Origin of the sequence: Nesterenkonia massiliensis, assembly GCF_000455245.1 — a bacterium.
GTDB classification, from domain to species: Bacteria; Actinomycetota; Actinomycetes; order Actinomycetales; family Micrococcaceae; genus Nesterenkonia; species Nesterenkonia rhizosphaerae.
Window position 1 is genome coordinate 448,632 of sequence record NZ_HG005165.1, and the last position, 23,416, is coordinate 472,047.

Here is a 23,416-nt window from a genome sequence, read left to right on the forward strand (position 1 = left end):
ACATTGAGAAGGGTCTTAGGAAACTTCGGGGTCGACGTCGGTGAGGTACACCGCGGCGATGCAGGCAGCGGCTACCGGGAAGAGCATCCCGAAGGGCCCTGCCCCCAGCAGGCCGATAAGCGCCAAGAGGCAGGCGCCACCGGTCATGAGCATCCAGAAGCCCTTGGTGCGCTTAAACGCGATGTCGAAGCGCTGGGCGTTCTTCGGCAGACACTTGATGAGCGCCACCACGGCCAGCACAAGGCAACCGATGGTGAAAGCCAGATGGAGGTAGAACTCCATAGTGACGGCCAGCTGCCAGATGGAAGGTAACTGCATACCTCGATGCTAGCCGATGCTCCGCTGATCCTCAGCGGCGGTTCGCAGCGCGTTGAGCAGGTCAGCGAAGAGATCTTCAATATGTTCGATGCCGGTCGAGAGCCGAATCAGCCCGTCCGGGACGGACTCGGGTTCCCCGGGATGACGACGCCGCCGCTCGGCCAGTGACTCCACGCCCCCGAGGCTGGTGGCCGGGGTCCACAAGGTCAGAGCGGCCAGAACATCATCAGCTACCTGCGCGGGAGTTCTTTCACCGTCGCCGTCGAGCTCAATGGTAAGGATCGCGCCGAATCCGCCGAGTTGCTGCGCTGCCCGCTCGTGCTGCGGGTGACTGGGCAGACCCGGATAGTTCACTGCTTTGAGGTGCAGGGGCCGCTCGCCGGCAGCTGAGCCTCCGGTGAGCTCCTGCAGCCGGTGAGCCAGCTGCGCAGCGTTGGACTCTGCGGCGTCCAACCGCACGGCCAGGGTACGCACCCCGCGCAGCGCCAAATAGACCTCCATCGGGCCAGGGATGGCGCCGTGGAGAGTGCGGTGCAGGTGAAGCTTCTGGTGCAGCTGCGGGTTGCCGGTGATCGCCACACCCATGATGAGGTCAGAATGGCCGGAGATGAACTTGGTCACCGAGTGAACCACCACATCCGCGCCGTACTTCAGCGGGCGCTGCCGCAGCGGAGTGGCAAAGGTGTTGTCCACCGCAGTGAGCACCCCGCGCTTCTTCGCCGCCGCCAGCAACGCCGGAAGATCCGCGACCTCCAGCATGGGATTGGTGGGCGACTCCACCCAGAGCATGACGGGAGCATCCTGGGCCTGCGCCAAGGTGGAGATGTCCTGGATGGTGCTGATGACATGGTCGGTATCAGCGATGTCCACCGGATGCAGGGTCAGCAGACCTTGATCAGCCAGCTGCTGGGCTAGCGTGGTGAAACCCATATAGCTGTGCCGCGGCAGGATGAGATGACCTCCCGGCGGCAGCAGATGCAGCACAGCGGAGATCGCCGCCATTCCGGATGAGAACAGCAGACCCGGAAGCACCGGCACGGGGTGGTCCTCAGCAGTGGTGATGAATCCCTGGGCCTGATAGGTGGAGCGGGTCCCGGCCTCCAGCTGCGCCAGCAGTTCCTCCAAGGGCTGCCAGGAGGGCATCCCCTCTCGGGCGTAGGCCCAGTGCTGGCCGCCGGGAGTCTCCTCCGCTGGCTGCGCGCCCGGGACATAGCTGTAGGTGGACGTGAAGTCCACCGGCTGGTTCACCGGTGCGTGCCCTTGGTGGGACCCGCGCCCGGCGGAGACCACATAGGTGCGTTCGTGCTGGCTGCCCTGGGGGTGACTGCCCTGGGGCTGGCTGATATTCGAGGACTCCGTGCTCACAAGGTCACGGTATCCCAGTCCGGCCTCCTGCACCGGTGTGGCAGGCCACTCAGTTCAGATACCGGACTTCATAAGTCGGTGATGTCAGGACCGGTCGATAGGCTTAAGCCGTGACTGATCAGAATCGTGGGCTCTTCATAGTGCTGGAAGGCGGCGACGGCGCGGGCAAGACCACCCAGCTTTCGCTGCTTGAACAGTGGCTGACCCAGCGCGGTGTGACAGTGGAGCGCACCCGGGAGCCCGGGGGCACACCCATCGGGGAGCGCATCCGAGCGCTGGTGCTCGAACATGGTCACGGCGAGGTGGATCCGCGCACTGAGGCACTGCTGTTCGCCGCGTCCCGTGCCGCACATGTTCAGCAGCGAATCCTGCCGGCCCTGCGGCGTGGGGCGCTGGTGCTCTGCGACCGCTACGTGGATTCTTCGGTGGCCTATCAGGGCGTAGGCCGCGGGCTGGGAGCCGCTGCTATCGCAGAGCTCAATGACTGGGCCACGTCGGGCCTGACACCTGATCTTACGGTGGTCCTGGATATCGACCCCGCCGTCTCCCGAGCTCGCCAGGCACAGCGCGACGGCGGAGCAGCGGACCGCATGGAATCAGCTGATGACACTTTCCGCGCCAGTCTCCGCGCCGCATTCTTGGACCGAGCCGCTGCTGAGCCGCAGCGCTACCTGGTGGTTGATGCCGCCGCGGAACCTGCGCAGATCCACCAGCAGATCCAGGTCAGACTGCAGCCGATGCTGAAGAATTCAGCGGTGGCACTATGAGTGTCTTTGATGAGTTGGTGGGCCAGGCGCCGGTGGTGGAGCAGCTGGTAGCCGCTGCGTCCTCCGGTGCGCCCACCCACGCCTGGTTGTTTACCGGACCGCCGGGCTCAGGCCGGTCCAATGCCGCGCGGGCCTTCGCTGCTGCACTGAACTGCGAGGCAACCGCGCCTGGTGCCACGCCGGGATGTGGTCAGTGCAAGTCCTGTCAGTTGATCGCAGCAGGCGGTCACCCCTCGGTGTCTATGGTCTCCACAGAGAATGTGACGTACCGGATCGAGGATGTCCGCGAGCTGGTGACCACCGCTCAGGACCGGCCGCAGGGTGCCCGCTGGCGAGTCATCGTCGTCGAGGATGCTGACCGCATGACCGAACGGGCCACGAATGTGCTGCTCAAAGCCATCGAGGAGCCTCCCCCGCAGACTATCTGGGTGCTGTGCGCGCCCAGCCCGGCTGATGTGCTGGTGACCATCCGTTCGCGCTGCCGGCAGGTGAGTCTGCGCATCCCACCCACCGATGAGGTGGCCCGGCTGCTCATTGAACGTGACGGGCTCAGCCCTGATCAGGCCGCATTTGCCGCGCGCATTTCGCAGAACCATATTGGGGTGGCGCGCCGGCTGGCGGCAGATCCCGAGGCGCGTCGTCGTCGTGAACAGGTGGTGTCTCTGCCGTTGCGGGTGCGCACGGCGTCCCAGGCGGTGCTGGCAGCCGCGGAGCTGGTCAAGACTGCGCAGGACGACGCCGCTGCCGAATCAGAGGTTCGCCTGGCCAAGGACCAGGAGCAGCTGCGCCGCTCTTTGGGTCTTGAACCGGAGGAGAAGATTCCGGCCAAGTTGCGCAGCCAGTTCAAACGGCTCGAAGAGGAGAACACCCGGCGGGCTAAGCGCGCGGTGGCTGATGCGCTGGATCGCACGCTGATCGACTTAGCTGCGGTGTACCGGGATGTCCTGAGTCTGAAGCTCGGCGCCGGCGTAGAGCTGATCAATGAACAGCTGCGCCGGGAACTGACCGACTATGCCGGGCAGATCAGCGCTGAGCAGGCGCTGCAGTGCCTGGATGCGCTGAATGCCGCTCGGCTGCGGATCACACAGAATGTTCCGCCGGCGCTGGCGATGGAGGCCCTGATGATGCAGGTGATACCCCGCCGGATTCGGGGATAGGGGAAAACACCGTGGAGAGGACCTCGCCTGTGACCAGCCGCCGTCGATCAGTCTTGACGTCACTGGCCGCCGTCGTGCTTGTGGTCAGTGCCTGCAGCAGCCCAGGGGGCGGACCCTCGCCAGGGCCTGAACCGGATGCAACCGGCGGAACTGGTGTCTCTGAGGCCCAGGACCGGGCTGCTCCCCCAGCTGAACTGGAGGAGTTCTACCAGCAGCAGCTGAACTGGGAGGACTGCGAAACCGGGGTGGATGAGCATATGCGCTGTTCCAGCCTCGCGGTCCCCCTCGATTATGAGGATCCCCAGGGGACCCAGATTGAGCTCGCCCTGATCACCAGTTCCCTCGAGGATCGTCCCTACCTGCTGACCAATCCCGGAGGGCCGGGGCAATCGGGTGTTGACGCCGTTGCCCATAATCTCAGCGCTACGGTGACACCTCAGGTGCTGGATGAATTCAACATCGTCGGTTTTGATCCCCGCGGCGTGCACCGTTCCACTCCGGTGGTGTGCATGGATGATACGCAGATGGATGCCTATCGTCAGCAGGTCGGGGACACGGATCTCGACGACGACGCCGCCTACGCCGCGGCCTTCGCCGACGCTGAACGGATCGCTCAGCAATGCCACGAACACAGTGGTGAGCTGCTGGGTTATGTGGACACTTTCTCCGCAGCCAAGGACATGGACATTATGCGGGCGGTGCTTGACCAGGATGAGCTGCACTATGTGGGGTTCTCCTATGGCAGCAAGCTCGGCCTGGCCTATGCGGAGTTGTTCCCGGAGTACGTCGGCCGGTTCGTGCTGGACTCGGTCATGGATGTCTCCTTGGATGCACACGAGCTTGCTGTGACCCAGACGGCCGGCTTTGAATCGGCTCTGGAGAGCTTCGCCGCCTGGTGTGCTGAGTCCGACCAGTGCCCGGTGGAAGGCGAGGCAGAGGACGTGGTGGCCGGTGTGCAGGAGGTTTTCACCGATGTCCAGCAGAACCCCCGGACGATGCCCGATGGCCGCCTCCTGAATGCTTCTACATTAGTAAGCGGCTTCATCACCCCGCTCTACCACCCGCAGGGATGGGGTCCCTTGCGCGATGGCCTCACCGCCGCGGTGACGGAGGATGATTTCTACGCTTTCCAGTACTGGGCGGACCTGCAGGCTGGCCGCGGGCCAGATGGCAGTTATGAGTGGATCAACACCTGGGCGTTCCGGGCTGTGATGTGCCTGGACTATCCCACCGCGCAGACCCAGGAAGAGATTGAGGCTGAGCAGCAGGAACTCAATGAGCGCGCTCCGACTTTTGGCCCCTACATGGGTCACGACGGCGTGCTGTGCTCCCAGTGGCCCTACCCGCCAGTGAATGAGCCTTGGGAGCCTGAGCTGCCCGAGGTGGAGCAGGTCCTGTTGCTCTCCACCACCGGCGATCCTGCGACCCCGGTGGCCTGGGCCGAGGACATGCACCTACAGATTCCGGCATCCTCGCTGTTGGTGTCCGATGCTGAGGGTCATATCGCCTATCGCCCGGGCAATAGCTGCGTCACTGACGTGGTGGATGAATACTTGACCTCCGGGGAGCTCTTCCAGGGGCGCCAGGACTGCTAAGTCCAGACCGCAAGACGCCGCCCTGGTCACTCTCCGGGACCGTTCAGCGCGCAGTTGGCGCAGCCGCCTGCTCTGCGGGTAAAGTTGACTCGCGCGCCCGCGCGCCTCCATAGCTCAGCTGGTAGAGCATTCCACTCGTAATGGAAAGGTCACCGGTTCAAATCCGGTTGGAGGCTCCGAACTCTCTTTCTACTCTGCCGTAGGCTGGAACTGCCATGGATATCAGAGTCGCGGCCTATGCCATCATCACCGACGAAAACAACCGCCTATTACTGCCCCACTGGCAGACCGGACACTACGGCGGATGGACCCTGCCCGGTGGCGGCATCGATCCCGGTGAGGACCCCGCCGATGGAGTCATCCGAGAGATCTACGAGGAAACTGGCTACACCGCCGAACTCGAGCAGCTGCTGGGAATCGACAGTATGGTGATTCCTGCAGACCGCCGCATCCGCCAGGAGGAACAGGGCACTGCCCTGCAGGCGCTGCGCATTGTCTACCGCGCCCAGATCACCGGTGGGGAGCTGGCAGTTGAGCAGGAGGGCTCAACGGACGACGTCGGCTGGTTCACTCCCGAAGAGGTCGAGCAGCTTGAGCGCGTCACTTTAGTGGATATCGGCCGCAGAATGGCCGGGCTCATCTAGAGGGCAGCTTCAGCCTGATCCAGACAGGCATGGACCTGTTCGGCCCGCCTCTGGACGGCCTGAACATCCCCGTGCTGCAGCCTGACCATCGCCGCAGCTTCAGCTGTAGTGGCCACATGATTGGCTGCCCGCGAAAGTGCAGAATGCAGGGCATTGGCTCCGCCCGGAACGTGCATACCATCAGCGGGGAAATGCTGGTGGGCGCGTTGGCACAGTTCAAAAACAGTGTTCAGCCGCTCTGCCAAACTATCGCCGATAGGCACCAGCTGGTTATAGACGGCATCATCCTCGATCCCTTCCAGAATCTGGTGATACCGATCCAGGCCGCGCACATAGCGATCATGAGCCTGCCTCCAGAGCCCGGTGCCGAGCTCCTTCTCCAGACGCCTTGCGCGACGTCGGCGCGTGAAGATCTTCATGACCTGCCTATGCATCGGGCCCAATGGCGGAGGGCGTGGGATTCGAACCCACGGTACGGGGTTGCCGCACACTGGTTTTCAAGACCAGCTCCTTCGGCCGCTCGGACAGCCCTCCTTGGACTGCGAAAAGTCCAGAAAGACACTATACGCGACTCGAGGACTTAGTGCTCGCGCTGTAGCCCGCGTGCCGCTGCAAGAAGCCATCACCACAGCATCCCCGGCGTACAGGAGTTCTAAGGGTTAGCTCTGGTTCTTGAAGACCACCAGGAACCGGTGGGCTTCCTCATGGGTCAGCGGTGAGTTGGCCGCCAACAGGCTTGCGGCCTGGTCTACCTCGTCGTCACGCAGCAGAGCATAGAGCTGATCATGCACCCAGGGCTGTAAGTCCTCATGGGAGAGCGTGATCTTCTCCTCACCGCGCTGAACCTCAAGATGGAAACCAGCCTGGTCCTCACCTGCCACATCCCAGTCCTCCGGGATGGTCAGTTCTTTATCCGGGTCGAAGCCGGACTTCTCCAGCAGTTCACGGGCCCGGGCGTCGACGTCGTCGTCGTTCTTCTCCTCGTCCCACACACTGGGCTGCTCGCCGCCGGGGATATCCGGCACGTTATTGCTGTTCTCTCCGAGGATTTCACCGGTATTGGGATCTGCCTCTGCAATGGGACCCTCTTCGTTGAGGTCTTCTCGCAGATCATCAATGGCATCTTCCAGGGACTCGTCCTTGATGTCGTCCTCGGAGTTGAGGTTGAAGTCCTCTTCGAATCGGATGGCCGACGGCGCACTCTGCGGATACCTGTGCAGCGCCTGCACCGCGACGATGGAGTCCTTGATCGAAGCGCCCGTGGCTTCCTTGAATAGGCCCAGGGCGCGGCGAGCATCCTCCACGCCAATGGCCTGGTAGATGGCCTTGTGCTGCTCGTCATTGAGAGCAAGCGCTGCTTCACGTGCCCGCTGCGGAGTGATCTCTTCCTGCAGCCGCTGGTTCATTCGCTGCGCCTGTCGCTGCATGAACATCCGCACACCCAGGAACAGCAGTACGCCTACCGCAAGCACCACCACGATTTCCATGGGCGTAGTCTACGCAACTGAGCTGAATACGAGGCATGCTGGATAGGATGTGCCCCGTGACTACTGATCTTTCTGCCTCTTTCAAGGCCTATGACGTCCGCGGACTCGTAGGCGAGACCATCACCGCCGAATCGGTCCGCGCTGTAGGTGCGGCTTTTGTGGACGTCCTGGGACTGACCGGCCAGCGCGTGCTGGTGGGCGGAGATATGCGCCCCTCGTCCCCGGAATTCGCTGCCGCGTTCACTGAAGGTGCGGTGGCGCGCGGGGCGCAGGTCACACAGCTGGGCGTGATCTCCACCGATATGCTCTACTTCGCCTCGGGCCAGCTGCAGGCACCCGGGGTGGTCTTCACCGCCAGCCACAACCCGGCTGAGTACAACGGCATGAAAATGGCTAAAGCCGGCGCTGTCCCGCTGAGCGCGGACACTGGGCTGGAGGATATCCGCGACGCCGCCCAGGCCTACCTCAAGGCCGGCCACATCCCCGCAGTAGAAACCACCGGCAGCACCGATACTTCCGAGCTGCTTGCGGATTACTCCGAATATCTGCGTTCGCTAGTGGACCTCTCCGGCATTCGGCCGCTGAAGGTGGTGGTGGATGCCGCTAACGGTATGGCTGGCATGACCACTCCTGCGGTGCTGGGCGATGCTGTGCTTCAGGCGCTGCCGCTGGAGATCATCCCGCTGTACTTTGAACTCGACGGAACCTTCCCCAATCACCCTGCTAACCCGCTGGAGAGCGAGAATCTGCGCGACCTGCAGAAGGCCGTAGTGGAGCACGGGGCTGATATTGGGCTGGCCTTCGACGGCGACGCCGACCGCTGTTTCGTCATCGATGAGCGTGGTGAGCCGGTTTCGCCTTCTGCCGTGACCGCGCTTGTGGCCCGGCGTGAGATCGCCCGCGCCAAGGCGGCTGGCGAGGACACTCCGGTCATCATCCATAATCTGATCACCTCCCGGGCGGTCCCGGAACTGGTGGAGCGCGAGGGCGGCCGCGCCGTCGAGACCCGTGTGGGGCACTCCTTCATCAAGGCCGTGATGGCTCAGGAGCAGGCCGTCTTCGGCGGTGAGCACTCGGCGCACTACTACTTCCGTGACTTCTTCAACGCCGATACCGGAATGCTTGCCGCGATGCATGTGCTGGCAGCCCTGGGTGAGCAGCAGTTGGGGCTTCATGAACTGGCTGCCGAGTACAACCCCTACTTCGCCTCCGGGGAGATCAACTCCAAGGTGGAGGACAAGGACGCTGCAGTGGCTCGAGTGCTGGAAGCCTTCGCAGATCGCGACGTCGCCATCGGACGCATGGATGGAGTCACTGTCAGCGCCGCCGATGGCAGCTGGTGGTTCAACCTGCGGCCCTCCAATACCGAACCCTTCCTGCGGTTCAACGGTGAGGCCCACACTCAGGAGCAGATGGCCGCGGTGCGGGACGAGGTGCTGCAGCTGGTGCGCAGCGCCTGAGGCTGGCTGCGACGACGCAGGTCTGTTCTGCTGCCGCGCCGGTCACGGCTCAGGTCTTGGCTGTGGAGCGCTTCAGCAGCCAGAGCAGGTACGGAGGGCCGATGACGGCCACCACCAGTCCGGCAGGGAGCTGGTACGGGGCGATGACGCTGCGCCCGAAGGTGTCGGAGATCGAGACCAGTGCCGCTCCCAGGAGGGCGGAGATCGGGAGGAACCAGCGGTGCTCACGGCCGATGAGCATGCGGGCGGCATGCGGAGCCGCCAACCCGACGAAGCTGATCACTCCCACTGCAGTGACTGAGGCGGCCGAGAGCACGACCGCCACGGTCAGTGCGGCACCGCGCACAGTGGTCAGGGAGACGCCCAGCACGCGCGGGGTGATGTCATCGATGCTGATCAGGTCCAGTTCGCGGCGCAGGAAGATCATCACCGGCAGGCTGGCGACCAGCATCAGAGTCAGCGGCCCCAGGTCCCGCCAGGCGGTGCCGAAGGTGGAGCCTCCCAGCCAGGAGATCGCCATCGCCTGGCTGTGCGGATGCGCGGTGGCGATCAGCAGCTGAGTGACCGCCTGGGCCGCCGTCATCACCCCGATGCCGACCAGCACCACTTTTTCCGGGCTCCCTGCCGGGGAGCTGGCCAGCGCGAAGACGATCAGTCCGGCCAGCACTGCGCCGGCGGCCGCACCGGCGGACATCGTCCAGGCCGATCCGGTGGGAAGCACAATAAGGGCGATGACGGCACCGGCTCCTCCGGAGGCTGCGACCCCGAGGATTCCCGGCTCCGCCAGCGGATTGCGGGTCACCGTCTGCACCAGAGCCCCGGCCGCTGCCAGGGCAGCGCCGGCCAGCAGAGCCGCGGCCACGCGCGGGGCACGGAAGTCCAGGGTGATCTCGATGCTCCGCGGCGCCTCGCCGCCCAGCCACAGCAGTACGTCTCCCAGCCGCAGCCACCAGTCCCCCAGCAGCATGCCGGCCACCACCAGGGCCGCCAGCAGCGTGCAGCTGACCACCAGCACGGTGACTCGCCGGCTCAGCCGGACCGCGCTGGGCACCCCCACTGCGCTGATCTCCTGGTTTCCGCCTGCGCTGCGCATCCGGATAGCCAGCACCACCAGGAATCCCGCGCCCAGCAGGGAGGTCACAACGCCGGTGGGGATGCCCACAGCAAGGCTGGGATCGGTGAAGCCGAAGATTCCGTCGAGGAAGACCGCACGCACCCCCACATCGGCTCCGATGACGATCAGAGCCCCCAGCAGTGCGGAGCCGGCCAGCGCCCAGCCGAAGCGGCCGAAGCGGATCACCCGGGTGGAGAGCAGCCGCACAATGGCGGGGGCACAGAGTCCTACGAAGCCCAGCGGGCCCACCATGGTCACTGCGCAGGAGGCCAGCAGCACCGAGCAGACCAGCAGCCCGGCGCGCACCGCGGTGACCCGGACTCCCATGGACTGAGCGGTGTCGCTGCCCAGGGAGAGCACATCGGTGGAGCGGGCCAGCAGCACCAGCACGGCCGCCGCGGCCAGCACTACCGGCAGCAGCCGCAGCACACCATTGAGACCAGAGAGGTTAAGCGTGCCGGCGCCCCAGAGGAAGAGGCCCTGGGTGGACTGGGCATAGATCATCAGCAGTGCTGCGGTTACCGAGGCCAGCCCCATCGCCACCACAGTTCCGGCCAGCACCAGCCGGATGGGCGCGGACTCGGAGAACCCGGTCAGCGCAAGCACCAGCCCGGCGGCCAGGAAGCCTCCGGTGAAGGCCAGTGCCGCCGAGCTCATCAGCGGCAGGCTGATGCCGAAGGCCGCGGCCGCGGTCAAAGCCAGATGCGCTCCGGCGTTGACCGCAAGAGTGTCCGGGGAAGCCAGCGGGTTGCGAGTCATGGCCTGCAGCGCGCAGCCGGAAAGCCCCAGCACGGCCCCCACGGCCACGCCGCCGATCAGTCTGGGTAGCCTGGAGTCCACTGCGATGCCTGCCAGCTGTGAGTCCTCACCGCTGAGCAGGGCGCCCAGCAGCTGACCGGCGGTGGCCTGGGATGTTCCCTGGGTTAGGTGCACTGCGCTGAGCAGCACCAGCACAGCCGCACCAAGGACCAGCACAGTGAGCACAGCCGCACGTGCCCGCGCGGGGGTGGTCCGCTCAGCAGCTGCCGTGCGGCCGGCGGCCAGGGCGTCGGGGGTCTGTGTCACGTCAGCGGGTCGATGCGCGGCGTCTGCGCTCAGCTGCCGGCGACAGTCTCAGAGACGTACTCTGCCCATTGCATGGCAGAGCCTGGGCCGCCGTAGATCCAGATGCGCTCGACCGGGTACATCCGGTCCTGCTCCACAAAGCTCAGGGAGTTCCACGCAGCGGAGTCCTTCAGGGGCGCGAAGGGGTTCTCCGGCTCAGTGGAGGCGGTCCACCAGAAGATCTCGGTGTCCTCCGGCAGCGCCATCAGCCCTTCGACGTCGGAGGTGCTGATCCCCCATTCGGGGTCTCCCTCATCCTCCCAGGCGGTGCTCAGTCCCAGCTCCTCGCCCACGGCACTGGCCAACGCCCCAGGTCCGTGCATCCGGAAGGTCGCGGTGTTGCCCTCCACTGAGGGGTAGAGCACCACGAACGGGGTGTCTTCAGCGCCGGCGTCGGCGATCTGCTGGCCGGCCTCGTCCAGGGTCTGCTCATAGTCGGCCCAGATCTCCTCGGCGCGCTCCTGGGCGCCCAGCAGCTCGGCGGTCTGGAAGAAGGTGCGCTCCATATGTCCCAGCGGGTCGGAGGCGTCGGCCGGCTCCTGCAGCACTACCGGGGCGATCTCCTCCAGGTCGGCGCGCAGGCCGTCCGGGACAGACCCCTCCACTCCCAGGATCAGGTCAGGGTTCGCCTGTCCGATGGCTTCCAGGCTGGGCTCGGTGCGCAGCCCGACGTCGACGACGTCCTCATCCACCTCCGCGGCCGAGGCCCAGGCCTCGTAGCCCTCCAGATCCGCCATACCCACGTGGTTGCCGCCCAGCAGCTCCACGTTCTCGGTCTGAGCCCACTCCAGGGTGACCACCCGCTGAGCGGGTCCCTCCAGGGTGACCTCTTCGCCTGCGTAATCGGTGACGGTGATGGACTCCCCGGCCGGATCGGCGTTCTGGCCACCTCCGTCCACGTCGGTGGTGCCGCAGGAGGTCAGCGCCAAAGTGCTCAGCGTCGCAGCTGCCAGCAGCCAGCGAACCGGAGCAGAGGTGGTCAGGGTCATGTGATTGTCCTTCCAGTAGGTCGGTGGTAGATATCAGGCGGCTGCCGGTGCTGCGGAGGCGTACTCGGCGCGCTTCTCCTGGTGAACGCCGCGGCGCCCGGCCCGCTGGGCGCGCACCGCCAGTCCGCCGCCAGGCATGGGCGCCACGTGGATCGGCACCCCGTAGACCTCGCTGAGCAGCTCGGAGGTCATCACCGTCTCTGGGGTTCCGGCGGCGACGACGCGGCCTTCGTCCAGCAGCACCACGTGGTCAGCGATATCGGCGGCCTGCTCCAAGTCGTGCAGCACCACGCCGATGGTCAATCCGTGCAGGTCGGCGAGCTCGCGGATGAGGTCCAGCAGGCTCATCTGGTGCTTCAGATCCAGGAACGTGGTGGGCTCGTCCAGCAGCAGCACGTCCGTCTGCTGGGCCAGGCAGGCCGCCAACCACACGCGCTGCAGCTGTCCGCCGGAGAGTTCGGAGACCGGGCGGTGCTTCAGCTGCTCCAGGCCGGTCAGCGCCACGGCGCGCTGCACAGCCTCGGCCCCGCCGGGATCCGTGCGCCCGAATCGGCTTCGGTGGGGATGCCGGCCCAGCTCCACCACTTCGGCCACCGTCAGACCGGAGAGAGTCGGCCGCTGCTGTGCCAGTATTGTCAGGCGCTTGGCAAAGCTGCGCGGGGAGAAGGAGCTCAGCTCCTCACCGTCGAGGGCGAGGGCTCCCTCAGCTGCGGTGAGGCGGGACATTCCGCGCAGGAGCGTGGTTTTTCCGCTGCCGTTGGGACCGATCAGGGCAGTGACCGCTCCGGGGATGAGGTCGACGTCGACCCCGTGAACAATCTGCCGTTCGCCGTAGGAGACGGTGACGTCGCGACCGTGGAAGGTGGCTGCCCGAGTCATCTCAACTTTTTGCACAGCTGCATATTACCCAATGCAGCATAGGTTCACCTAACACTTTTTTAGTCGGGCGCTCTGACGCATCGCTGCAGCGTCTCATGCTGACAGCCGAAAGGGCCGGGAGGGGTGCCGAAGCACCGCGCTTCCCGGCCCTCTGCTCGGACTGTCAGGCGGGCTGAACCCGGCTGCGCAGCTCCTCGAGCTCCTCGCGGATAGAGGCCGGCAGGGATTCGCCGAAGCAGGCGAACCACTGCTCGATGTCGGCCAGCTCCTCGGTCCACTCCTGCGGGTCGACCTTCAGGGCGTCCTCAATATCGGTCTCCGCCACGTCCAGGCCGCTCAGATCCAAGGCCTCAGGCATCGGGGTGTAGCCGATGGCGGTCTCCACGGCCTCTCCGCGCCCTTCGATCCGCTCGACGATCCACTTCAGCACGCGGGTGTTCTCAGCGAATCCGGGCCAGGCGAAGCCGCCGTCGCGGTTGCGGCGGAACCAGTTGACCAGGAAGATCTTCGGCAGCTTGTCCGGGTCAGCCTTGCCTGAGACCTCCACCCAGTGGTTGAGGTAGTCGCCGGCGTCGTAGCCGATGAACGGCAGCATCGCCATGGGGTCCCGCCGCACTGTTCCGACCTGCCCCTCGGCGGCGGCTGTGGTCTCCGAGCTCAGCGTTGCTCCGAAGAAGATGCCGTGGTTCCAATCCCGGGACTCGGTGACCAGCGGCACGGTGGTCTTGCGCCGCCCGCCGAAGAGGATGGCGTCCAGCTTCACGCCGTTGGGTTCGAAGTACTCATCGGCCAGCATGTCGGTCTGGTCGATGGGCGTGCAGAAGCGGGCGTTGGGGTGCGCGGCCGGCCGCCCGGAATCAGGAGTCCAGTCGTTGCCCTGCCAGTCCGTCAGGTGGGCCGGCGGCTCCTCGGTCATCCCCTCCCACCAGACGCCGCCGTCGTCGGTGAGCGCGCAGTTGGTGAAGATGGAGTTGCCCTTGGCGATGGCGCGCATCGCATTGGCGTTGGTGTGCCAGCCGGTGCCCGGAGCCACACCGAAGTAGCCGGCCTCGGGGTTGACTACGCGGAACTCGCCGTCGGGGCCGGGGCGGATCCAGGTGATGTCATCGCCGAGGGTTTCGGCCTTCCAGCCCTCCAGAGTGGGGTCGATGAGCGCAAGGTTGGTCTTGCCGCAGGCCGAGGGGAAGGCCCCGGAGACGTGGTAGCTGCGCCCCTCCGGGCTGGTGAGCTTGAGAATGAGCATGTGCTCGGCGAGCCAGCCCTCATCGCGGGCCATCACTGAGGCGATCCGCAGGGCATAGCACTTCTTGCCCAGCAGCGCGTTGCCGCCGTATCCGGAGCCGTAGGACCAGATCTCCCGCTCTGAAGGGAAGTGGACGATGTACTTCTCCTCATTGCAGGGCCAGGGCACGTCCTGCTGGCCGGGCTCCAGCGGTGCGCCCACTGAGTGCACGGCGGGTACAAAAAAACGCGTCGAGCTCTTCGATCTTGCGCAGAACATCGGTGCCGATGCGGGCCATGATCCGCATGCTGGCCACCACGTAGGCGGAATCAGTGATCTCGACACCGAACTTCGGGTCATCGGCCTCAAGGTGCCCCATAACGAAGGGTATGACGTACATCGTGCGTCCACGCATGGCGCCGTCGAAGACGCCGTTGAGGGTCTGTCGCATTTCTGTTGGGTCCACCCAGTTATTGGTGAAGCCAGCATCGCGCTCACGCTCGGAGCAGATGAACGTTCGAGACTCCACCCGCGCGACGTCGGCGGGATCCGAAAACGCCGCGAAGGAGTTTGGGAAATCCGGGCTGGTCAGTCGGGTCAGGGTTCCCGCTTCCACTAGCTCATCGGTGAGCTTGGTGTATTCGGCTTCGGAGCCATCCACCCAGTGGATATTCTCCGGCCGAGTCAGCTGGGCGATCTGGGCGACGAAATTGATAAGTGGCTGGTGAGTGGTTGGAGCATCTGCAGCGATGTTCTGGGCCAGCTTGTCAGCACCGGGCGCCGTTGCAACGGTGGTCACTGTTTTTCCCTCCATTGGGTACAGGTTCTGATTGCCGCCTCTTCCCCACGTGCCGGAATATCGAAGGGTTTCAGCACCGGCTGAAGCCGAAGTACGGACCGCACTGTCCGCACCCGCCCTTCTGTATTCCGCTGTGCACAGCAGAAGAAGCAGTTGTTCCAACTGTAACGGCAGAAGATCACACTCTTGTGAATGCGCAGAGAAATGTGGCTGGATTCACACTAGGGCAGCGAGGGCTATGCACCCGCGAAACGCTGCAATCCCCCGCTACTGACCGCGCTAGAGGCTTCTAAGCCGGCGATTTGGCAGAGGGGAGAAAACCCGTGTATAGTCTTCTAGGTCCGGGGCGCGGAAACGCGAACCACACAGGACATGCGCCTATAGCTCAGCTGGATAGAGCGTCGGTCTACGGAACCGAAGGTCAGGGGTTCGAATCCCTTTGGGCGCACCACTAAAGAAAGCCTCGCAACTCCCATGACATGGGGCGCGAGGCTTTCTTGCTATTTCCTCACTTTGCCTGGCAGATACGGGCGGCCTGCAGCAGCTCAGCTGCGGAACTGTGTCAACACAGCGTCCCGGCCGTCGAGCTCTGCCCAGGGCTTGTGCACCTCAAGAAGAGCCATCCCGGCCGTAGGCCAGTGCTGGGCCATATCCAGCACGGCGCGCTCATCGGATTCCACGCTGGCCAGCTCCATGGTCAGCTCTTGCACCCCCGGCATATGCGCGATGATCAAGAGCGTCTCCACTGTTTCCGGAGTCTCGTTGATCACCGAGAGCATGCGGCGCGGCGCCGCCAGGTACAGCCGAGAGTCCAGGTAGGCGGTGGCGGCCTTCACCCCCAGCTCATGCCCGATCCAGATGCAGGTCTGCCGGGTGCGCATCGCATCGGAGACCACCGTGGACTCAGGCCAATGGCCGCTATCGAGCAGCCAGCGCCCCACTTGACGCGCCTGAGCCTGGCCATGCTGGGTCAGAGTCCGGGAACGGTCATCCCCGGTGAAACTGTGCCCGGCTTCTGCATGACGGAGGATGAGCAGTCGTTTAGGCGCCACGAATCTGTTGCCTGGATCAGATGGAGTATTCCGGGGCGGCCCACACGGTGACCTCGGGATGCTCGTAGAACCGGTATCCCTGACCGCGTACGGTGCGCACAGTGTTCGCTAACCGCCCCAGCTTGGACCGCAGCCGCCGAATATGCACGTCAATCGTGCGCTCATTGGGCATCTGCGCCTGATCCACATTGCGCCACAGCGTCTTCAGCAGTTCAGTGCGGCCCACGGTGCGTGAAGCATTGTCCACTAAGTAATTGAGCAGCTCGAACTCTTTATAGGTGAGGTTGAGGTTCTCGCCGTCGAGCTTGACCTCTCGTCGCGCCAAATCGATGAGCACCCCAGAGCTCGACGGCGCCGGAGAACTGTGCACCGGCGATTCAGATACGCGGTGGGTCACTGTGGGATCACCCAGCGCCTGGCGCACCACCTCGAGATCAGAACCCTCGGCTGCTGCTGAGGCCATCGCCATTGCAATATGGACCTGGGACTCCGGAGCAATGTGCTCCACATAGTCACGCAGCTCAGTGGCGATCTTGTGCAGCGAGGTGCCCGCGGCACTGGCAGTGTCTTCATCCAGTCCCACATAGATGACGAACCCACGGGCCACCACATCAGGGGGCACTACCTGGGTGCCGCCGGAGGGCGCAATCACCGGCACCGGAGCGGTGCGCGGATAGCCGGCGGCGGCCCCTGTCCCGTTTCGCATGCGCCGCGCGATCTCGGCTCGACGGGCTGCGTTTCTCACGGAGACGTGGACGTAGCCTGGATTATGGGCCGGATTAAGCGGTGCGGACATCGGGATCGTTACTCTTCCTGGCTTGCGGCCGGACGATTGGCCCTCTCATCGTCCCCGTAATATTTCAGAAACGCAAGTAACAAAACCCGAAAAATTCCACTATTTGAGACCTGGACCCCCAATAGTGACGCAACACACGTTTATTCGGCGAGACCGTAGAGTCGGTCGCCTGCATCCCCGAGTCCCGGGACGATGTAGGACTTCTCGTTGAGCTTCTCGTCGATGGCTGCCAAGTAGAGCTCGATGTCCAGATCGCCCACCTCGCCGCGCAGCCTCTCGATACCTTCCGGTGCAGCCAGCAGACAGATACAGGTCACCTTCGCTGCGTCCGCCTTCTTCAGGAACCGAACGGCTTCGGCGAGGGTTCCGCCGGTGGCCAGCATCGGGTCCAGAACAAAGACATGGCGTCCAGTGAGGTCATCTGGGAGCCGTTCAGCGTAGGTGACGATGTCCAGAGTTTCCTCATTGCGCGCCATGCCTAGGAATCCGACTTCCGCGGTGGGAATCATCGCGGTCATGCCATCGAGCATTCCCAGTCCGGCACGGAGAATCGGCACCACAAGAGGCTTGGGGCCGGCCAGCCGAGTCCCGGTCATCTGAGCCACCGGGGTCTGGATCTCCACCGGCTCGGTGGCGATGGAGCCGCTGGCTTCGTAGGAGAGCAGGGTCACCAGTTCTTTGGTCAGCTCACGGAAGACGTTAGATGTGGTCTCGACCCGCCGCAGGTGGGTGAGTTTGTGGGCAATAAGCGGGTGTTCGACAACCTGTACGCGCATGGACTCAAGGTATCAGCACGATCCGCCCCCACGTAGGCTGTAGGCGTGTCATTTTCCCCACGTGATCCGCAGATTCAGCGCAATCTGATGGAACAGTGTCTGCAGTTGGCCGCGCGAGCTCCGCTTTCCGGAGACGTGCCGGTGGGCGCCGTCGTCCTCTCCCCCACCGGAGAGGTTCTGGGCGAAGGCTTCAACACCCGGGAGCGCGACGACGACCCAGCAGGTCATGCAGAGATGAACGCCCTGGGCGCCGCGGCGGCACAGCTGGGCAGCTGGCGTTTGGATGGCTGCGTGTTGGCGGTGACCATGGAGCCGTGCCCGATGTGCGCTGGGGCGATCAGCCAGACCCGCATCGGTCAACTGATCTTCGGCGCCTGGGATGAGAAGGCTGGTGCTGCTGGCAGTGTGTTTGACGTGCTGCGCGAGCCGCGCCTGAACCACTGGGTGGAAGTTCATGCTGGAGTGCGCGCGGATGAATGCGCCGCTGTGCTGCGAGAATTCTTCGAGCAGTTCCGCGGGTCATAATGACGCGCTTTGAGCCCAGCGCTGTCTCTCCCGTATAGTGGTCAGGCCTGGTGACGTGTCCGAGCGGCCGAAGGTGCAGCACTCGAAATGCTGTGTACGGTAACCCCGTACCGTGGGTTCAAATCCCACCGTCACCGCCAGAGCAGTAAGGGGCGCCCCGCATGATTGCGGTGGCGCCCCTTACTTTTTGCTCGTGCTACTACCTGGCTGCGGACCGGTTCAGCCCTCCTCAGCAGGGACGTAGTCGCTCTCCCCCATCAGGCGCAGCGCCACCCGCAGTTTCTCAGCGGCTTCTTCCATCTGCTCCTGATCCGGGTTGTCCATGGTCTTCGCGAAATCGAAGTCGGCCATGGAGTTCGAGGGCCAGACGTGAATATGCATATGCGGCACCTCATAGCCGGCGATCGCCACTCCAGCACGCTGGGAGCCGAAAGCCTCCACCTGGGCTTTGCCGATGCGCTGGGCCACATTGCTCATATGCGCCAGCAGCTCGCCGTCGGCGTCGGTCCACTTATCCACCTCGGTGCGCGGAACTACCAGCGTGTGTCCGTAGGCCAGCGGGGCAATCGAGAGGAATGCCACACAGGTCTCGTCCTGCCAGATGAATCGGTCCGGGAGTTCGCCGTTGATGATCTTGGTGAAGACGGTGCTCATGGCCACCACTCTAACCCCTGAAATCCGGCGGTGTTAGGCTTGAGCAAGCATGAATGAGACCCCTTCCGCCCCCGTTATCCGCGGCCGCTCCACACGACAGAAGCGCGCTGTGTGGTCTGCGCTGAATTCACTGGACGACTTCGTCTCGGCCCAGGACCTGCATCGGCTGCTTTCTGACCGCGGCGAGAAAGTCTCTTTGGCCACGGTGTACCGCGTGCTGCAGGCTCACCAGGAGGACGGCCTGGTGGATGTGCTGCGTCCCGACGACGGTGAAGCGATCTTCCGGCTCTGTGCCCGCGAGGAGCACCACCATCACTTGGTGTGCCGCTCCTGCGGCCTGACGGTGGAGTTCGAGGCCCCGGACATCGAGTCCTGGGCAGGCGAGCTGGCTTCCAAGAACGGCTTTACCGAGGTACGCCACACCCTCGAGATCTTCGGGCTCTGCGCTTCCTGCTCGGCCGCGGCAGACTAACTCCTGCCCCCGGGCCGCTCTAGGAGACAGTCATCACCTGGGCTGCTTCAGCACGACGACGGCGCCTCCGCCTGCGCCCGATCAGCAAGCAGATCAGGTAGATCAGGAAGCTGATAGTGGTGATGTAGGGACTGATCGGCACAGTGCCGGTAATGGCCAACATGATCCCACCCACCGCAGCAATCAGCGCGAAGGACATCGACAGCAGCACCACGCTCAGCGGGCTGACGCTGACTTTCAGCGCAGCCGCGGAGGGGACCACCAGCAGCGAGAGGACCAGCAGCGCACCCACTACCTGCACGGACATGGCCACGGCCACACCCAGCAAGATCATGAACACGATAGCGAGCGTCCCGACGCGCACACCACGGGCCGCCGCTAGCTGGGGATCCACTGAAGCGAACATCAGCGGGCGCCAGATCAGCACCAGCACGATGGTGATCAGCACGGCACCGGTGACCAGGGTGCGGGTCTGCATGTCATCAACGCCCACGATCTGACCGGTCAGCAGGCCGAATCGGTTGGCGCTGCGCCCCTGATAGAGCGAGAGAAACAGGATGCCCAGGCCCAGGCCGAAGGGCATGAGCACGGCGGTCACCCCGCCGACATCCTTATCCTTCAGTGAGAGCACGCCAATCAGCAGTGCGGCTGCCACCGCTCCCAGCGCCGAGCCAGCCACCACATCCACACCGGCCAGCAGCGCCAGGGCCGCTCCCGCAAAGGAGATTTCGGCGATGCCGTGGACCACCAGTGCGGTGCGTCGCAGCATGATGAACACGCCGATGACACCGCCCATCAGCCCAAGCACCGCGGCGGTGATGACGGAGTTGCGCACCAGAGAGAACAGCTCCCAGTAGCCGTCAAGGGTGAAGGAGTCGGTGATCTGCTGGATGAGTCCAAGCTCAGTCATGATCGTGATACCCCTCCAGGTGGTGGGACATGACAACAAGTTTTCCCTGATGCTCAATGACATCCACCGGTGCCTGGTACAGCTCCGAGAGCACCTCTGAGCGCATCACGTCATGGACCGAGCCGATCCGGTACTGACCGCGGGCAAAATAGAGCACCCGGTCGACGTGTTCGATCACCGGATTTATTTCGTGAGTGACGAAGACCACGGCAGAGCCCCGCTCCACTGCTTGCCTGCGGATGAGCTCGGTGACTGCCTGCTGGTGGTGCAGGTCCAGGGAATGCAGCGGCTCATCGCAGAGCAGCAGCGCGGGATTCGAAGCCAGGGCCTGAGCGGCACGCAGGCGCTGCTGCTCACCGCCGGAGAGCAGCCCCACCGGCATCGCGGCGTAATCTGCAGCACCGACTTCCTCCAGCAGCTCATCAACCCGGGTGCGCAGTGCGCGCGGTTTCAGCCGCAGTCCGAATCGGTGTCCGTCCAGGCCCAGCGCCACAAGGTCCCGTGCGCGCAGCGGGGTCTCCTCCGGCAGTGTCTGCTGCTGGGGGATGTAGCCGACGGCGGCGGATCCGCGGCGCACTGGGTGCCCAGCGATCTCCACCGAGCCGCTGGTGAGCTTCTGCAGCCCCAGCAGCACCTTCAGCAGTGTGGATTTTCCGGCCCCGTTGGGACCCAGCACCGCCAGGAACTCTCCGGGCTGGAGGTCCAGGTCCAGGTCCTGCCACAGTGTACGACCGTCAAATCCCACCGCGGCTTGCTTCAGGGAGGCAGCGGGAGCGCCGGTACTGCGGGCGGGCTCAGCCACGCAGGTCCTCCACCAGGGCTTCTACTGTCGAGATGTTCTCGCTCATCCATTCAGTGTAGGAGTCGATGCCATCGGGGAAGGTCTCACTGAACTCCAGTACCGAGACTCCGGAGTCTTCGGCCGCCTGCCGAATCCGGGCGGACTGGTTGGTCTCGGTCTGCGGGTTGTAAGCCAGAAGATCGATCTCGTCTCCGGTGGCAACGTTCAATGCCTGCTGGTACAGCCGGGGGGAGACATCATCGCCGTGTTCCACCGCGGAGAGGAACTGCAGTTCGGTGAGATCCTCGAATCCGGCGTCCTGAAGCAGGAAACCAGATACAGCTTCGGTGGCCAGATAGCTCATGCCCTCAGCCTCGATCGCGCGGTTCCGCTCGTCCAACTCATTGATCTCTCCGGCAAGCGCCTGGGCGTTCTCGGTGTAGAGCTCGGCGTTCTCTGGAACCAGCTCCCCCATGTACTCACCAAACTCGGTGACGAAGGCGCTCATGTACTCCAGGTCATACCAGATGTGCTCGTTCTCGTAGCTGCCGTCCCATTCGTGGGATTGGTGGTTTTCTCCGTCGATGAGCTGGTAGACACTGTCATCAGCCTCAGCAGCCGAAGCGAGCAGCGTAATGAAGGAGTCGTAGCCGCCGCCATTGGCGATGATCACATCGGCCTGGTTGACCACCAGTCGGTCCTGCGGAGTGGCCTCGTAGGAGTGAGGATCCACCGCAGGGTTATCCACCAGTGCCTGGACTTCAGCCGTATCGCCGACCACTTCAGTGGCAAGGTCTGCGTAGACGTCAATTGAGGTCACGATCAGCAGATCGGTCTCCACGCCATCCTGAGGCTCAGATGCGGGCGCATCCTCTGCACCGCAGGAAGCAGCCAGTAGTACGACGACGCCGCCCAGGCCCAGTGAACGCAGGGCACGTGAAGGGGCAGAGGTGTTTTTGCGCATGCATGCCAGCGTACTGCTATTGCAAACAGTTCTCAAAATCAGCGTTGCTTAGCCCTACACTTCTGCCACCGTGTGCCGACGCCGGGAGTCACGAGCCTGCGTGGCGTCATGAATCTCCCCCACTAGTACCTCCAGCACGTCCTCGAGGAAGAGGATGCCGCGGGTCACCCCGTCCGCATCGAGCACTCGGGCCAGATGGGACCCGGTCTGCTGCATCCGCTCCAGACAATCATCAAGGGCATCACCGGGACCCATATTCCCCAGCGAACGCACCACCGTGACCGGAATGGGTTCCCGGGCAGCACGCTCCGGAAGGGCCATGACGTCCTTCAGGTGGATATAGCCGGTGTGGGCGCCGTCGTCCGCGTATCTCCGCGAGCAATAGCACGCTGGACCGTCGGCTGGTCAAGAGCGACTAGTGAGAACTCGACGGCGACAAAGACCCAGGAGCAGCCATTCCACCTAGGCTCTGCACCCCCGAATAGCGGGCAGACCTGTGGAGGCCGGATAAGAGACAGAAATCAAAAGCTGGCTCAAGGCAGGTTGTCGATACTCCAAAAGATCTCGGATTTTACAGCAAGGACTCAGCTCTGCGGGCGGGGAACCCCGCCCCATGGCTACCAGGTCTGTGAGACCGGCTTGCCTTCTTCATAGCCGGCAGCTGATTGCACACCGGCCACAGCACGCTGGCGGAACTCCGCCTGAGTCGCCGCGCCCGCGTAGGCGAAGGATGAACGGACTCCAGCAGTGATGGAGTCAATGAGGTCCTCCACACCGGGCCGCTCCAGGTCCAGGAACATCCTCGAGGTGGAAATGCCTTCCTCGAAGAGGCCCTTGCGGGCCCGGGCGAAAGCACCCTCGCTGGCTGTGCGATGTTGCACCGCCCGAGCTGAGGCCATCCCGTAGCTCTCCTTGTACCTGCGGCCATCGGCGGCGGTGAGCAGATCCCCGGGCGACTCATAGGTTCCGGCGAACCAGGATCCGATCATCACCTGCGAAGCGCCGGCTGCCAGCGCGAGCGCAATATCCCGCGGGTAGCGGGCTCCGCCGTCGGCCCATACGTGTTTACCCAGCTCGCGCGCGGCGGCGGCGGACTCCAGCACCGCGGAGAATTGTGGGCGGCCCACCGCGGTCATCATTCGGGTGGTGCACATCGCACCTGGTCCTACACCGACCTTGACGATATCCGCGCCGCCTTCAATCAGCTCGCGGGTTCCATCGGCTGTCACCACGTTGCCGGCGACCACCGGAATCGCAAGTCCTGAGGCGTCCACCACCCTGCGCACCACGGCCAAGGCCTGGAACATCTTCTCCTGGTGTCCATGGGCGGTATCTACCACCAGGACGTCCACTCCGGCCTCCAACAGCGCCTCAGCTTTGCCCTGGACATCACCGTTGATGCCCACCGCAGCAGCTACCTTCAGCTGGCCCTCGGCGTCGGTGTTCGGAGTGTAGATCGTCGAGCGCAGCGCGCCTTTGCGAGTCAGCACCCCAGTGAGCAGCCCATCAGCGGAGGTCACCGGCGCGTAGTCGGAACCTGCGGCATCCATGGTCTCAAAGGCGCGCTGCAGCGCCTCGGCGCGAGA

The 23,416-nt window shown here is 64.3% G+C and carries 23 protein-coding genes, 4 tRNA genes and 1 pseudogene; 10 read left to right on the forward strand and 18 right to left on the reverse strand.

Annotated features, from left to right (window positions below; genetic code table 11):
* Positions 1-15 precede the first annotated feature (15 nt).
* On the reverse strand, positions 16-318 hold the full coding sequence (locus tag TX78_RS02060; protein WP_049897322.1) for a DUF2516 family protein: 303 nt from the start codon (positions 316-318) through the stop codon (positions 16-18).
* A 9-nt stretch (positions 319-327) separates the two neighbouring features.
* A complete protein-coding gene (locus TX78_RS02065; RefSeq protein ID WP_233722125.1) occupies positions 328-1,683 on the reverse strand; it encodes a trans-sulfuration enzyme family protein in 1,356 nt (451 codons plus the stop codon).
* A 110-nt stretch (positions 1,684-1,793) separates the two neighbouring features.
* On the opposite strand from TX78_RS02065, the gene tmk reads away from it, so the two are divergent.
* From tmk to TX78_RS02090, 5 genes are all read left to right on the forward strand, one after another.
* Positions 1,794-2,450, forward strand: a complete 657-nt coding sequence (gene tmk / locus TX78_RS02070) for a dTMP kinase (RefSeq protein ID WP_044493129.1) — start codon at positions 1,794-1,796, stop codon at positions 2,448-2,450.
* Entirely contained in the window at positions 2,447-3,607 is a 1,161-nt protein-coding gene (locus TX78_RS02075; RefSeq protein WP_044493131.1) for a DNA polymerase III subunit delta', read from the forward strand. Before tmk ends, TX78_RS02075 begins: the two co-directional genes overlap by 4 nt.
* A gap of 29 nt (positions 3,608-3,636) precedes the next feature.
* Positions 3,637-5,202, forward strand: a complete 1,566-nt coding sequence (locus TX78_RS02080; protein WP_049897324.1) for an alpha/beta hydrolase — start codon at positions 3,637-3,639, stop codon at positions 5,200-5,202.
* 103 nt (positions 5,203-5,305) lie between these two features.
* Positions 5,306-5,378, forward strand: a tRNA-Thr gene (locus tag TX78_RS02085).
* Between the two features lie 39 nt (positions 5,379-5,417).
* The gene (locus TX78_RS02090; protein ID WP_044493136.1) at positions 5,418-5,846 is read left to right on the forward strand and encodes an NUDIX hydrolase; all 429 of its coding nucleotides are present in this window, start codon (positions 5,418-5,420) and stop codon (positions 5,844-5,846) included.
* On the opposite strand, the gene TX78_RS02095 is transcribed toward TX78_RS02090, so the two are convergent.
* From TX78_RS02095 to TX78_RS02105, 3 genes are all read right to left on the reverse strand, one after another.
* The gene (locus TX78_RS02095) at positions 5,843-6,265 is read right to left on the reverse strand and encodes a hypothetical protein (protein WP_044493138.1); all 423 of its coding nucleotides are present in this window, start codon (positions 6,263-6,265) and stop codon (positions 5,843-5,845) included. The two genes, TX78_RS02090 and TX78_RS02095, sit on opposite strands and share 4 nt — an antisense overlap.
* 24 nt (positions 6,266-6,289) lie before the next feature.
* A tRNA-Ser gene (locus tag TX78_RS02100) sits at positions 6,290-6,380 on the reverse strand.
* A gap of 125 nt (positions 6,381-6,505) precedes the next feature.
* Positions 6,506-7,333 carry a hypothetical protein gene (locus TX78_RS02105; protein ID WP_044493140.1) on the reverse strand — a complete coding sequence of 276 codons (828 nt, stop codon included), beginning with the start codon at positions 7,331-7,333 and terminating at the stop codon, positions 6,506-6,508.
* Positions 7,334-7,380: 47 nt separating this feature from the next.
* On the opposite strand from TX78_RS02105, the gene TX78_RS02110 reads away from it, so the two are divergent.
* Entirely contained in the window at positions 7,381-8,793 is a 1,413-nt protein-coding gene (locus TX78_RS02110; RefSeq protein ID WP_044493574.1) for a phosphomannomutase/phosphoglucomutase, read from the forward strand.
* A 49-nt stretch (positions 8,794-8,842) separates the two neighbouring features.
* Here TX78_RS02110 and TX78_RS02115 read toward each other — a convergent pair whose 3' ends face one another.
* The 4 genes and pseudogenes from TX78_RS02115 to TX78_RS02130 form a co-directional block, all read right to left on the reverse strand.
* Positions 8,843-10,972: an iron ABC transporter permease gene (locus TX78_RS02115; protein ID WP_049897326.1), complete on the reverse strand. Its 2,130-nt coding sequence runs from the start codon at positions 10,970-10,972 to the stop codon at positions 8,843-8,845.
* Between the two features lie 29 nt (positions 10,973-11,001).
* Positions 11,002-12,000: an ABC transporter substrate-binding protein gene (locus TX78_RS02120; RefSeq protein WP_044493141.1), complete on the reverse strand. Its 999-nt coding sequence runs from the start codon at positions 11,998-12,000 to the stop codon at positions 11,002-11,004.
* A 33-nt stretch (positions 12,001-12,033) separates the two neighbouring features.
* A complete protein-coding gene (locus tag TX78_RS02125; protein WP_233722126.1) occupies positions 12,034-12,894 on the reverse strand; it encodes an ABC transporter ATP-binding protein in 861 nt (286 codons plus the stop codon).
* Between the two features lie 148 nt (positions 12,895-13,042).
* A pseudogene (locus TX78_RS02130) lies at positions 13,043-14,915 on the reverse strand (phosphoenolpyruvate carboxykinase (GTP)).
* Between the two features lie 359 nt (positions 14,916-15,274).
* Here TX78_RS02130 and TX78_RS02135 point away from each other — a divergent pair.
* A tRNA-Arg gene (locus TX78_RS02135) sits at positions 15,275-15,351 on the forward strand.
* A gap of 94 nt (positions 15,352-15,445) precedes the next feature.
* On the opposite strand, the gene TX78_RS02140 is transcribed toward TX78_RS02135, so the two are convergent.
* The 3 genes from TX78_RS02140 to upp form a co-directional block, all read right to left on the reverse strand.
* A complete protein-coding gene (locus TX78_RS02140; RefSeq protein ID WP_044493143.1) occupies positions 15,446-15,952 on the reverse strand; it encodes a SixA phosphatase family protein in 507 nt (168 codons plus the stop codon).
* A 16-nt stretch (positions 15,953-15,968) separates the two neighbouring features.
* Complete coding sequence (locus TX78_RS02145) at positions 15,969-16,748, reverse strand: winged helix-turn-helix domain-containing protein (protein ID WP_044493144.1); 780 nt, start codon at positions 16,746-16,748, stop codon at positions 15,969-15,971.
* Positions 16,749-16,888: 140 nt separating this feature from the next.
* Positions 16,889-17,524 carry a uracil phosphoribosyltransferase gene (upp, locus tag TX78_RS02150; RefSeq protein WP_044493146.1) on the reverse strand — a complete coding sequence of 212 codons (636 nt, stop codon included), beginning with the start codon at positions 17,522-17,524 and terminating at the stop codon, positions 16,889-16,891.
* 87 nt (positions 17,525-17,611) lie between these two features.
* Here upp and TX78_RS02155 point away from each other — a divergent pair, with 87 nt between their 5' ends.
* Both TX78_RS02155 and TX78_RS02160 read left to right on the forward strand, forming a co-directional pair.
* A complete protein-coding gene (locus tag TX78_RS02155) occupies positions 17,612-18,049 on the forward strand; it encodes a nucleoside deaminase (RefSeq protein ID WP_044493577.1) in 438 nt (145 codons plus the stop codon).
* A gap of 49 nt (positions 18,050-18,098) precedes the next feature.
* Positions 18,099-18,189, forward strand: a tRNA-Ser gene (locus tag TX78_RS02160).
* Positions 18,190-18,268: 79 nt separating this feature from the next.
* Here the strand turns inward: TX78_RS02160 and TX78_RS02165 are convergent.
* Positions 18,269-18,703, reverse strand: coding sequence for an HIT family protein (locus tag TX78_RS02165; RefSeq protein ID WP_044493579.1), 435 nt, complete (start codon positions 18,701-18,703; stop codon positions 18,269-18,271).
* Between the two features lie 49 nt (positions 18,704-18,752).
* Here TX78_RS02165 and TX78_RS02170 point away from each other — a divergent pair, with 49 nt between their 5' ends.
* Positions 18,753-19,175, forward strand: coding sequence for a Fur family transcriptional regulator (locus tag TX78_RS02170; protein WP_044493149.1), 423 nt, complete (start codon positions 18,753-18,755; stop codon positions 19,173-19,175).
* Positions 19,176-19,194: 19 nt separating this feature from the next.
* On the opposite strand, the gene TX78_RS02175 is transcribed toward TX78_RS02170, so the two are convergent.
* The 5 genes from TX78_RS02175 to TX78_RS02195 all read right to left on the reverse strand — a co-directional run.
* On the reverse strand, positions 19,195-20,085 hold the full coding sequence (locus tag TX78_RS02175; RefSeq protein WP_044493150.1) for a metal ABC transporter permease: 891 nt from the start codon (positions 20,083-20,085) through the stop codon (positions 19,195-19,197).
* Complete coding sequence (locus tag TX78_RS02180; RefSeq protein ID WP_044493153.1) at positions 20,078-20,887, reverse strand: metal ABC transporter ATP-binding protein; 810 nt, start codon at positions 20,885-20,887, stop codon at positions 20,078-20,080. Before TX78_RS02180 ends, TX78_RS02175 begins: the two co-directional genes overlap by 8 nt.
* Positions 20,880-21,830, reverse strand: a complete 951-nt coding sequence (locus tag TX78_RS02185) for a metal ABC transporter solute-binding protein, Zn/Mn family (RefSeq protein WP_044493154.1) — start codon at positions 21,828-21,830, stop codon at positions 20,880-20,882. The genes TX78_RS02180 and TX78_RS02185 overlap by 8 nt, the downstream gene beginning before the upstream one ends.
* 54 nt (positions 21,831-21,884) lie before the next feature.
* The gene (locus tag TX78_RS02190; protein ID WP_044493156.1) at positions 21,885-22,151 is read right to left on the reverse strand and encodes a hypothetical protein; all 267 of its coding nucleotides are present in this window, start codon (positions 22,149-22,151) and stop codon (positions 21,885-21,887) included.
* Positions 22,152-22,447: 296 nt separating this feature from the next.
* A partial coding sequence (locus TX78_RS02195; protein WP_081652495.1) for a GuaB1 family IMP dehydrogenase-related protein occupies positions 22,448-23,416 on the reverse strand: 969 nt, incomplete at its 5' end.